General features: G+C 56.0%; 9 protein-coding genes. 5 read left to right on the forward strand and 4 right to left on the reverse strand.

Features of this window, described 5'->3' with window-relative positions:
* Positions 1–484 precede the first annotated feature (484 nt).
* Together C5L10_RS33065 and C5L10_RS33070 are read left to right on the forward strand one after the other, a co-directional pair.
* Complete coding sequence (locus C5L10_RS33065) at positions 485–2,431, forward strand: hypothetical protein (RefSeq protein WP_172717322.1); 1,947 nt, start codon at positions 485–487, stop codon at positions 2,429–2,431.
* A 10-nt stretch (positions 2,432–2,441) separates the two neighbouring features.
* Entirely contained in the window at positions 2,442–2,819 is a 378-nt protein-coding gene (locus tag C5L10_RS33070) for a hypothetical protein (RefSeq protein ID WP_172717323.1), read from the forward strand.
* 90 nt (positions 2,820–2,909) lie between these two features.
* On the opposite strand, the gene C5L10_RS33075 is transcribed toward C5L10_RS33070, so the two are convergent.
* The 3 genes from C5L10_RS33075 to C5L10_RS33085 form a co-directional block, all read right to left on the reverse strand.
* Complete coding sequence (locus C5L10_RS33075) at positions 2,910–3,713, reverse strand: HNH endonuclease (RefSeq protein ID WP_172717324.1); 804 nt, start codon at positions 3,711–3,713, stop codon at positions 2,910–2,912.
* A 50-nt stretch (positions 3,714–3,763) separates the two neighbouring features.
* On the reverse strand, positions 3,764–5,299 hold the full coding sequence (locus C5L10_RS33080) for an AAA family ATPase (RefSeq protein ID WP_105433178.1): 1,536 nt from the start codon (positions 5,297–5,299) through the stop codon (positions 3,764–3,766).
* Between the two features lie 210 nt (positions 5,300–5,509).
* Entirely contained in the window at positions 5,510–6,010 is a 501-nt protein-coding gene (locus C5L10_RS33085) for a helix-turn-helix transcriptional regulator (RefSeq protein WP_105433179.1), read from the reverse strand.
* A 433-nt stretch (positions 6,011–6,443) separates the two neighbouring features.
* Between C5L10_RS33085 and C5L10_RS33095 the strand changes: the two genes are divergently transcribed.
* On the forward strand, positions 6,444–8,426 hold the full coding sequence (locus C5L10_RS33095) for an AAA family ATPase (protein WP_105433181.1): 1,983 nt from the start codon (positions 6,444–6,446) through the stop codon (positions 8,424–8,426).
* Here the strand turns inward: C5L10_RS33095 and C5L10_RS33100 are convergent, their stop codons facing one another.
* Positions 8,427–8,771 carry a hypothetical protein gene (locus C5L10_RS33100; protein ID WP_046630975.1) on the reverse strand — a complete coding sequence of 115 codons (345 nt, stop codon included), beginning with the start codon at positions 8,769–8,771 and terminating at the stop codon, positions 8,427–8,429.
* A 74-nt stretch (positions 8,772–8,845) separates the two neighbouring features.
* Between C5L10_RS33100 and C5L10_RS33105 the strand changes: the two genes are divergently transcribed.
* Positions 8,846–9,646: a metallophosphoesterase gene (locus C5L10_RS33105; RefSeq protein WP_046630973.1), complete on the forward strand. Its 801-nt coding sequence runs from the start codon at positions 8,846–8,848 to the stop codon at positions 9,644–9,646.
* 149 nt (positions 9,647–9,795) lie between these two features.
* The gene (locus C5L10_RS33110; RefSeq protein WP_105433182.1) at positions 9,796–11,031 is read left to right on the forward strand and encodes a hypothetical protein; all 1,236 of its coding nucleotides are present in this window, start codon (positions 9,796–9,798) and stop codon (positions 11,029–11,031) included.
* Positions 11,032–11,353 lie beyond the last annotated feature (322 nt).

The following is an 11,353-nucleotide window of genomic DNA, read 5'->3' on the forward strand; positions in this document are numbered from 1 at the left end:
CGGTGGACCGGCTCATCCTTGGAGTTAAGCGTAAGCTCTGAAATCGACATATGTCCAAGCCCTCTTTCGAGGCTGAACATCAATGATCAAGTGATGATCCGGAAGGTGGGGTCAGGACAGCGCTTACGCTCAATTGAAGCAGGTTGAGCAACGGCTCGAGGAGGCCAGGCCCAGCATGCCGCCCATGCGGTGGTTCTCGGAATGGGATTTGGTTGTCATTTCCGTCAGAGAATTGCTTGCCAGCGTCTCTGCTACGGTTCTTTACGCCGCCGTGAAATTATCGCCACCCCCCATTCCCAGATTCGAGTGAACCATGTCGAGCAGAAAAGGTACCCGCAGCCTCACATCGGTGAGGTGGAAATATTCGGCCAAACGTTTGGAGCTAGAATCTGTCTCCCGTCATTCGCGATGGTACGACCGTATATGGCGATGGGATAACGAAACAGCCGGTGCCCGCCAGCCAACCGTCAACTGGGCGCTTGGAATGACCGATGAAGAATGGGCATCACCAGAATGGCAGTCTCTAGTGGACTTAGGCCGCCGCTTCGTCGACGCGCATCGATTTAGCGGTATCAGGCGGGCTACCGGAGTTTCATCTTTAGATTCCATCGGTACGCGCCTGCTCAGATTGATGAGGTGGATGCACGGCCACGAGCTGGTTGGATTCTCGGACCTCACGCCTGAAAAAGCCAAATCGTTCGTTGCGGATGTCGCCGGCTGTGATCTTCTCGCCGCCGTCGAAAGAAGTGACGACACAGGCCTGTCTCATGCGACTTTGGCTAACTATGCGGAAATCCTGGTGGCTATCTATGACCACCGGTCCGAACTTAGGGCTATACCGAGAGCTGAGATCGCTCACCATCCATTTGACGGTGATCCTGCTAACAAGGTTGCAATGCGGCACATAGAATATGTGGAACGGCATTTACCCGCCATGCCTACCGAGGTTTTCAATGCGATTATCCCTGTCGCCCAAAAGTGGGTACGGCAATATTCTTCGGACATATTGGCGCTACAGCGGGAATTCCTTCGGGCTCGTAACGCCGCAAGCCACTATAAGGGCAATAGCTACATGCATCACACCGACCGAGCGCTCATGGCGTTTCGGTTCGATCTATCCGGAAGCACCCCTAAACCTTGGCGAGCGCCAATAAAAAGTGCGCGCGACGCCAAGGCTGACATTCCACAACCCGGATCAAAGGGGAGTGCGGGTCCTTCGTCACAATTCAAGAAGCTGCTATCCGAATTACGAGATACTGCGACGATTTTGGTCCAAGCCTCGACCGGCATGCGGATCAGTGAGGTCCTCGGATTGGTCATCGGGCTCCGACACAAAGATGGGTGGCCCGCTTGCCTTACCTCACGCCCGTCGCCTTCGGGCCTCTATGAACTGTTCTTTATCAAGGGAGTCATTTTCAAGACCGAAGATAATGAACCCACTGAGGCGGAATGGCTGGCCGGAGCACGTCCGATTGGGACTGAATGGCTACCCGACGCGGTCGAAGCTGTATTATTGCTTGATAGGCTATTCGCTCCTTGGCGGGAGGTGTGGGATAGTGAACGACTTATTGTTTCATTTGGAAAGGGTAGGGGGCCGCCCCGGACAATTACGCCCACCGAGTCGTTAGAACCAGGCCAGGTGCGCAGCGGTAGCATCCGAGACGGCCAGCGTGGCTTCGTTGCCGAACATGTTACACTTCCGGATAGCTGCCACGATTGGGTGATCTCGACCCACCAATTCAGAAGTCGCTGGGCCCGGGATATTGTAGAGATTGACCCAAAACTGACAATTTCGGTACAGGAGCAATTGCATCATCGCTATCTAGCAACTTCTGAGGCCGCCTATATCGGGAATGATCCGATGCTGAATCGCATGGTCGACGACCGGGCGTCTCGCCACACTGCGACGGCAATGCACGACTTTGTCTACGGCGGTTTGACTGCAGGTGGCAGAATGGCGGAGGCTCTTCGCGAGAGTGCGCCATCCATCAAGGCCTTCTGCAAAACTTACGGGACTAAAGATCAGCAGGTTGACGCATTGCGCCGATTGTTGGACGCAGATGGGATTCGTCTCTGGGCGGGACCTTCCGGGGATTGCCTGTTTCATTCGGACCGGGCTCGGTGTCACCATCGCGAATTTGGTGAGTTCGTTTCGACCGCGACTCGTCCTCTGACCACGCACCGGACCACAGACCTCTGCTGGTCCTGCGCCAACTTCATAATTTTCGCTCGCCATAGGCAATATTGGCAAAACCGATACGCAGAAAACATTACGATAGCTGAGCACAATCAAGCGCATGGCAATGCTGCTGGGAGGCTCTTGGCAGAACTTAGAGCGTCGCAGGCTAAACAGGCCTTAGATTGGATTAAAGAACAACAGGAAGGACAAAGTCTTGCCGCGAGAAAATCCTCCCCATTCGAGAGAGATTGAAGAAAATTTCTTGGCTGCCATCGCTCGCCTGTCGGCAGGTAAACCAATGCATCCTAACTTGGCCGGCAAGAAGGCGGTAAAGGTCAATTACGTCAATGTTGCGATAGAAGCGCGCCGCTCTCGTACACTTATTGGCCATGACGGCTGCGCGTATCAGGAAGTACGCAACAAGATCAAGGCTATCCTAAAGCCTGAGGTGGCGAAAACTCGTGAATCCCAAGGCCCCAACGGAGCCAAACTGACCAAATCCCAAGAGCTGATAAAACGCCTCAGAATCGAAAAGAAAGAGATTGCGCGCGAGCGGGACATACTCGCAACCCAACTCACCAGGGCAAAACTGATCATTTCAGAATACGAGAAGCGCGGAAAAAATAAGACGCCATCATAGCATTTTGGACGTAATGCCCAACTGCAAGCTTTCGAGACGTAGCGCAGAAACCTGGCGTTGCCACGATCTTCGCGGAAAGCTTTTGAAGTGTTATAGGGGGCCGCCTCGCCAGAACCACTCGGTATCAGCTAACGCTGCATAGGTGGTGCGATTCCAGCCGTTGAGATCGTAACCTGGTTCGCTAGCGGCCTCCAAAAGATATTCGTGAAATCCCCCAGGCGACATTCCGCGCAAGGTTCCCCGTCGCTGACCAACCACTTTGTTGATCTCAGCCCCAGCGAGTTTTCTGTAACGATTGGCGAGATCGTAGTCAGTAAAATGGCTAGCCACGCGCGCTTGCTCCGTGGGAGACCATGCCGCTGGCGCGGCGCAGTAGAATAACACCCCAATTGGATCACTAGGAACCAGGCGAGCCCTGACCCAACGTTGGTTAAACAACTTCGGATCGTCGAGATACGGATGCAGGGGCTGTTGTTCAGCCGTCGTACCGAACGTTGCGCTCTTTCCGGTGTTGCAGTCGCGACAGCATGGTACGAGGTTCGCAGGTAACACGGAAAATAGAGGGAAGCTGGACTTAGGAAGATAGTGGTCGAGAGTGAAAACGTGGCCCACGCCACCGCAAAATGGGCAATCTCCGTTTGCTGCGACCTGGATCTCGTCGTAGATGCGTCGGGCCCCTCCCGATGTCCCGACCATGCGGTCGGTATACAGCGAAGTCAGCTGTGCCTTGGTCAAGCTACCGGCGACAACGCGGTGGGGCGTTCCCCGGGGGACACGAGGAAGAGTGTACCAGGACATAGCTGCGGAGGCTGCCTGATAATCGGCCGCTGCTTGCTCGAGGAAACCGCGATTCTCTTCGTAAGACGTGCGATCTTCCACAACGCATTCGGCCATGCATAAATCGAACACGTGCATCGCCCCATGGGGCGGCGGTGTCAACTGCCTCATGTTTCTGGGTTCACTGAACGCGGGTCCGTGATCATGGCACGAAGCATGCCTTTGGCCTCCTGTCCCAACTGCCCTTGGTAGTCGGAGACTATTTCTTCATATCCCGCACCCTTTCGAGCGTCGGCTTCAAGCAGCGAGTGGAAACCTGAACTGGTGACCTCCAAACCGAAAACCTCTCGTGTGAGAACGCCGACGTTTTCGCCAAAGGTCTCTATCGAAGGCTGCTTGATCGAGGCCGACAGTCGAAGCCGCGTAATTACAGAGACGCATGACTTCGGCACCTCCTGGAGAACGACTGGTGAATGCGTCGCCACGATTGCCAAGCCGTTTCGGTGATGCAGTAGTTCACTAAGCGCGCGGGTGAAGGCTGACAAAAGAGGAGGGTGCAGATGGCTTTCCGGCTCGTCCAGAAGAACTAATGTCTTTTCCTCAACACGGGCGACTAGCTTTGAAACAGTAAGGAGGACGATGGCATGCCCAGCGCTCATGTTATGGATGTACCACGCTGCGTAGCGCCGCCAATCGGTTTCCTGCATCGCGGCAAGCTGCCACAGTTCCATCTGCGCGAAATTTTCGTCCGACCCCAAAGTACGGATGGCATCTCGCCATCTGTCTTTTTTACTCACATCTACAAAGCACTCCGTTAGGCTAGCAAGACACTCTCTCCTAAGAGTATCGAGCGTTTTCAACGCTCCGGAAGTGTCTCCCTCCACCTTGAGGCCGATGTAGGAATATCTGGGTCCTAGCTCTGGGTCAGACCGCTCCTGTGGAGGATCGAAAGGATCGAAGGCACTGAAGGATACTGAAACCAGACTAGCAAAATAGGTTCCAGCAATCGGCGTGCGTTCCCAATCGCTGTCGTCGTAGAAAGTGCCAAATGCGCCTTCGCTCCGCATGACTGCATCGATCATGTCGTTGAGAATCGTTGTCTTCCCGACGCCATTGCGGCCGATCAACGCGTGGATGTTGGTACTAGGCTTTGAGTCGGCCTTAACGACAAACTTCAGCTCCAGGCCCGAATACCGGTCGGTCACTGGCCGCAGATAACTGAATTTATAATCGGTAAGCGGTGACATCCCAGCCAGTACACGGGTGTACTGACCATTAACCGTGGCCATGCTTACGTACCGCAGGAGCGAGGTCTTGAAGACTGGTTCCCCAGTGGCATTCTGCATCGCGTTTACGTCCACTACGATGTCACGAACGCCCCGGAGGAATTCATCGCGGGTTTTTTGGGAGACCGCCTGGCCTAGAATGCGATAGTAGTCGACGTCGCAGCCTACCGAGAAAAAGCCTTCGGGCAGTGCCGGAAAACTTGCGGGTAGCGCTTGAAAAGTAGGTTGGCTGGTAAGTTGTCCCTTGAAGCCGATCTTTACGTTCTCCAGGTGGTGTCGTACGCCAAATTCATCATACAGGACCACGTCGAACATGGTCACGAAGCTGTAGTCATTCCAATGGTCGATCCATAGGTAGACGACACTCACCCCCTGTTGGGGAACGGTCTCGCTGCGCGGTATCAGATGGAAAAGCATGGACACCCCGCGAGAGAATGATTGAAAACTCGTAGATGAACACTTCTAGCGTGTTCTGTATCAAGTTCAATAGAACCTACCATAGGACTTCTCGGCGGCGTATCATTGGATTCCTCGCCGACCCGCTCTCACCATTTGGGGAGGAGCTACCCCCTTTATATTCTTCCGATGCAGGGGGTGAACTGCGGCTGTAGGTTGCGATTCGAGATGCTAGATTATTTTGATGCCATCATTGGGATTAAGCGGCCTGAACCTGAGCCCGAGCCCGTCGAGATCCTTCGTCATAGAATTGCTCGCAATGAACTCAATGCCGCCTTGCTTGAAAGCCTCGTAGAGCTTCTGCCTCACCACTGGCGTGGCTGTTCCACCTTTGGATTCGAAACGAGATACGGAGCGAAGGCCCACCCCAGCCTTTTCGCTAAGCTCCTCCTGACTCCAATCAAGGAGTCCCCGCGCGGCCTTGCTCAATTGGGGGGTCAGAATGGTCGACATGTCTACTGAAGACCGGTTTTGCCGAGGTCTGTCAAACATGGCGCATAAGCCGCCAAAATAGACTTGAAATACGCCAAGAATGGCGTATAACAAGCCAACGAATTCAAGACGCGAATCGACATGTTGAATGAACCCGGAGGTGAAGGTGCATCGAAATTCGAAGGGGAACGACGGACCATCGCGCTCGGAGGATGCCTCCTCCGAAATCTGGTTCGGCATGTCTCTGAGCGATCTAGTGTCGCATCTCAGGCTTCTGGCAAATGACTTGGAGCGAGGTAGCCCAAGTGTATGCCAGAATGTAGTCGCAGTTGAGCAGTGGGCTCTGGCCCGTCGCGCGGTACCCTGCCTAATCGGGTTCTCGCAGGGTCATCCTAAAGTGGCCAATGGTGCCCCGCTCTTCTCAAGCGAGTTGTTTTTCCTCGATGCCGATCACGGTCTCGCAAGGACCTTTTCGCGCTGGTACAGCCTCGGCGAGCGCGTCGAGCCTGACTTCTGGAACTCTCGAACGGCGAGACAGTGATGGTGCAGCAGGCCACGCCGACTGATGGTCACGCACCAGGATTGCTTTCTCTTGATGCTGGCCTATCCGCTGTCACGTTAAAACTCGGCCGCATCTCTCTTTAACCCGGAACGTTCGGTTTGGGAAATTTCAATGCCTGACGTCAAATATCAACAAAAGCGGCGGCATATCTGGAAGGTCGAGCAGGACAAGCTGACGCCGGATATCACGCTTGCGACATTTCTGGCCTATTGCGGCATCGTGTCGGCGCTGCGGCACGTGGCGCGACCCAAGGCCGTCTTCAGGGCGATATTGCGGGTGGAAAATGCCGATGCGCTTGGCTGCTTCGAGCATGCTGCCAAGTTATTCCTGCGCACCTTGGTCAACGACCGGTTGGACTACGAGCGGGGCATGGTGGGGGTGGTGCAGAGCCCGGCAAAAGGAGACCGAGCCGAATACGACGTCCTTTGGAAGGCTACCCAGAAGAGCCAGGTCATCCTGCTGTGCGAGAGTGAACTTCAATTCGACAAGGAAACGGACCTCTATGTCGATCTGGATATCGTGCTGCCTAGACCCACTGAACGGCAGCTAAAAGCGGGTTTCAAGAGGGCCGGTCAGCCTCTGGCGAATGACGATCTTTACCGACTTCTGTCCGCCCCATGGTCGAGCCTAAAATTGGCGTTTCCCGTTGACCGTCCCCTTAATGCTGGTTTGAGGCGTCTTCGCCAAACTCAGGCGAAGGAAACGTCGCCCAGACATTCGGCTCGAGAACCCGGTTCTAAGCTCGACGAGATGAAAGGATTCGGAGAAGCGGCCGAATGGGGAACACAACTTGCACAAGACTTAGCGGACTACTCGAAAGGCAGCATCGCCTGGAATGAGGTGGATGGCGGGGTCTTGATTTCGGGAGCGCCTGGCACCGGCAAGACTCTGTTCGCGGAAGTGCTGGCCCGAACCTGCGGGGTGCCTATGATTGTTGCTTCGTCCGCACAGTGGCAAGCTAAAGGATATCTCAGTGACTTCCTCAAGGCGATGCGGAGTTCCTTCGCCGAGGCTCGATCCAAAGCACCTTGTATCCTGTTTATCGATGAGGTCGACTCGTTCGGAGACCGCTCGGTCCAAGGCCACAACGCTGACTACAATAGACAAGCCATCAACGGCTTCCTTGAACTCCTCGATGGATATGAGCGGAGAACCGGGGTTGTCGTGGTCGCGGCCACGAACCATCCTGGTCATCTCGATCCGGCTATCAGAAGGGCAGGTCGCCTCGGCCGTCAACTAGTCATACCGCTGCCAGACGGAGAAGCGCGCCTTCATATTCTGAAGCATCACTCCGGGCTCGAGATTCCTATCGAAGATATGGAGAGGTTTCTTCGAGCGACGCACGGCTTTTCCGGGGCCGACCTCGAGCAGCTCGTACGAGACGCGAAGCGGCGGGCGCGCCGACATGCGGCTCAGCTTTCAATCAAAGACATATTGAGCTTTGTCCCGCCGTTGGTCTCACTTCCGCACGATTTTCTGAGGCGGACCGCGCTCCACGAAGCCGGACATGCGATCGTAGGCCTTGAAGTCGGTGTCGGGGAGCTGACAGCGGTGCAGATCATGGATGAGATCATTCCGGGAGGCTATAACGCCATTGGGGCGGCGCATTTCGAAGTATCGGACTTCGAGCGAAAGACACGCGACTACTATCTGCGGTATCTGGCGATGCTCCTCGCCGGGATTGCCGCGGAGTCTCTTGTCCTTGATGACTTCGCGGACGGTTCTTCCGGTGGGCCGAAGTCAGACTTGGCAAGGGCAACTGAGCTCGGCACGAGGATAGAAGCGTGTTTCGGAATGGGTGACACGCTAGCGGTGGAGATCGTCGACCAGGAGGACCTCCCGCATCTACGCGCGCGGCGACCGGAATTGCGGGAGGCGGTCAAACGTCTCTTGGCCGAGCAGTTCGATCGCGCTACCGATATTCTGGACCGCAACAGACATGCGCTAACCGACGTAACTGATCAACTAATGATACTGAGACAAATGAGCGGGTCATCCATCCGCATGTCTATCGAGAAACATCGCAGAAAGGGGGTAAGCCTGGTGAAGCATCCCAAGACGTCGAATTTCCACCGGAGCGCCGCGGCTACGTGATCACGAAGCGGTGCCGAGTTCCACTAGCCGATTCCTGTCGCGGGCCAGCGTCCGCAGCATCGAGTCCAGTTCCCGCGTGACCAGTGCAATGGAGAAGTACTGCTGTCGGGCCAGGCGCTCCTGTCCCGCGCTGTCCGGATCAAAGTCGTGAGTTTGTGCGGCGGCAAGACGTGCCTCAGCCCCAGCCCTCAGGACTTCAAGCTTCGCTTGGACGGATCGGAATCCCGTTGTTGCCTGCGAGAATTGAGCATCCAGATCTTGATACAGCTTTGCGACGTTTTCCATGAGGTCTTCCTTTTCCAGATCATGAAAAGGGTCGCCGGCAAAAGCAGACCCGTCAAGCATTTTGCGAACATCCTCACGTCGAGCCGCGATTGCGGCACCGACCGTCTGCTCTCAAGAAAAAGCTCCAGATATAGATGAAAGCCGTAGTCTTCTCCGATCTCCACCTAGACCATTCCGGGGAACCAGACTTCGCGCCCGATGTGGCCGAGGACGTCGATGTCGTTATCGTGGCCGGAGATGTCACCGCGCCGGTCGCTTCAAGCTGTCGTTGGGCGTGGAGGAGCTATGCGCGTCACGGCGTGCCCGTCGTGATGGTCGCCGGAAACCACGAACACTACCGGCATGGGTACGAAGAGAGCATAGCCGACGTTCCTGACCTGCCGCACGTTCATATGCTCGAAAACAGAAGTGTCGTGATAGCTGGTGTCCGTTTCCTCGGAGCGACGCTCTGGACCGACTTCGAGCTCTATGGAAACCAGGAACTGGCGATGAGCGCGGCAAGTATTGGCATGAACGACTACCGGTTCATCACGTCGCGCGATGCACAGGGACGTCCTCGAAGATTTACCCCGGAGATCACCCTCGGCCTTCATCGTGGCAGCCGCGCTTGGCTGGAACAGACGCTAGCCTTGCCCTTTGAAGGGCCGACGATCGTCGTCACGCATACCGCGCCACATGAGATGTCCGTAGCGGAAGAGTTCAGAGGCGATCCACTGACGCCCGCCTTCTGCTCCAATCTCTCGGAGATGATCGAAAGGTTCGAGCCTGAGTTCTGGATACACGGGCATACCCATAGCTCCTTCGACTACGTCGTTCCGGGCACGCAGACGCGCGTGATCTGTAACCCACGCGGGTACGTCAGGACTGGGTTTAACAGAAGTTCTGTAGAGAACATGATGTTCATTCCGGGCAAGACGTTCATCGTCCCTGTTTGAAGCTCCGGGAGGCAACAGCGCGGCGGCCGACTTCCCCCATTGCCAAGGACGCCACGGAGCGGACGCGGGAAAACTGTGGGCCGAGCACCATCTGAGTGCGACTCACAGCTCAAGATGGTATCGGTGAGATCAAACACCGGGACTCGACCATGGGCAGGCAGCACGTCACTCCGCTATTGATCTCCGTCGACGAGAGGACGGTGTCACCCGTGATACCGCTTGGTCTGGGCGTCGGGGGGCATGGGCTGACCGAAGCCGCGATTCAGGAATTCGTACATCGTTTTCCGGCGTGCCTCCCGATCGCAGAAATCGACCCGATGTTCACCGGACCCGTTGCGATCTGCCGTGAACTGGTCACTCCAGCGGGAGCGATCGACAACTTCCTGGTGACGCCGTCTGGCCTTCCTGTTCTTGTAGAGTGCAAGCTCTGGCGCAATCCAGAGGGTCGACGAGAAGTAGTCGGGCAGATTCTTGACTACTCAAAGGAGCTGACGAAATGGTCAGCTTCCGATCTCCAACGGGAAGCAAGCCGCCGCGTCGGCCGGAAGGGCAATGTCCTGCTCGACCTCGTCAGGGAGGCTGGCCATGATGTAGACGAGGTGATGTTCAACGATGCGCTGACCTTCAACCTGCGGCGCGGTCGTTTCCTCCTGTTGATCGTTGGAGACGGTATCCGGGAAGGTGTGGAGGCCATCGCCGACTATTTGCAGGCTCACGCGGGATTGCATTTCACCCTCGGGCTGGTCGAGATGCCGATCTACCTCACTCCTGCCGGTGAGAAACTCGTGGTGCCCCGAGTTCTAGCGAAGACCCATACGATCGCTCGGACGGTCATAGCCGTGCCTGAAGGTATGATCGTCGCGGATGAAGACGAAGAGGGCGAGGGGAGTTTCATTCCCATGGACACGCCCGAGAAAAACGAGGCCCGGGAGAGACGGCGTCAAATCCGGCACAGGTTCTGGACCGAATATTTGAGAAATTTGAAGCTTGACGACCCCGAGCAGATGCTTCCTGCACCCTCCCTTGGCGGTCATGTTGTTTTCAAGCTCGGCGCTCCGGGAGGGTCCAGCTGGATCACTGTTTACCGCGACGCGCGTTACGACGCCGTGGGCCTGGCTCTTTCGTCGAACCTGAACTCGCCGGGAGAACGAGCGTCGAAACTACTTGCCGAGGATGCACGCCAGATTTCCGAGGAACTCAGTGGAGCGACGGTAGATTTCTCCGGTGACCGGCCGGACATTTCGCAACGGCTTGTCGTTCGAGATCTCGAAGATCCGGTGGAGAAGGAGAGAGCGTTGGCGTGGCTCCGGGAGAGGACGAATGCTTTTGTGAACTCCCTCAGACCGCGTATCCGGTCCGCGCTTCAGGAGCTGGCCACGGAGTAGCGTCCGAATGCTGCCAACTTATGTGAGCCACTGAGACTGCCGTCCGGGATGAAGAATGCTAAGCGAGACTGAAATTGCTCAGATGAAAGGTCGGATCAATGAGGCGCTCTCAAACGAGGTTCTGACGGATTGGCAGAGGCGCTTTCTAAGCGATATTCAAGATAGGATTAGTCGCTACGGAGTTCGAACCAAGCTGATCGTGTCCCAGGATGTGGTGTAGCTTAGACGACCACGGCTCATCCCAGAGGGCCGGATGAGTGTCAGCTTGCAGCTGGCAGGCTGATGAGTGGATCATCGCTCATAGTGGCGATTGTCTCAAGTG

This window comes from Neorhizobium sp. T6_25 (assembly GCF_002968555.1).
Taxonomy (GTDB): domain Bacteria; phylum Pseudomonadota; class Alphaproteobacteria; order Rhizobiales; family Rhizobiaceae; genus Neorhizobium.

What these genes read in the sequence shown, in the direction of transcription:
- C5L10_RS33065 (WP_172717322.1), top strand. Translation starts at nt 485, where the DNA reads ATGACCGATGAAGAATGGGCATCACCAGAATGGCAGTCTCTAGTGGAC.
- C5L10_RS33075 (WP_172717324.1), bottom strand. Translation starts at nt 3,713, where the DNA reads ATGGCCGAATGCGTTGTGGAAGATCGCACGTCTTACGAAGAGAATCGC.
- C5L10_RS33080 (WP_105433178.1), bottom strand. Translation starts at nt 5,299, where the DNA reads ATGCTTTTCCATCTGATACCGCGCAGCGAGACCGTTCCCCAACAGGGG.
- C5L10_RS33085 (WP_105433179.1), bottom strand. Translation starts at nt 6,010, where the DNA reads ATGCCGAACCAGATTTCGGAGGAGGCATCCTCCGAGCGCGATGGTCCG.
- C5L10_RS33095 (WP_105433181.1), top strand. Translation starts at nt 6,444, where the DNA reads ATGCCTGACGTCAAATATCAACAAAAGCGGCGGCATATCTGGAAGGTC.
- C5L10_RS33100 (WP_046630975.1), bottom strand. Translation starts at nt 8,771, where the DNA reads ATGCTTGACGGGTCTGCTTTTGCCGGCGACCCTTTTCATGATCTGGAA.
- C5L10_RS33105 (WP_046630973.1), top strand. Translation starts at nt 8,846, where the DNA reads ATGAAAGCCGTAGTCTTCTCCGATCTCCACCTAGACCATTCCGGGGAA.
- C5L10_RS33110 (WP_105433182.1), top strand. Translation starts at nt 9,796, where the DNA reads ATGGGCAGGCAGCACGTCACTCCGCTATTGATCTCCGTCGACGAGAGG.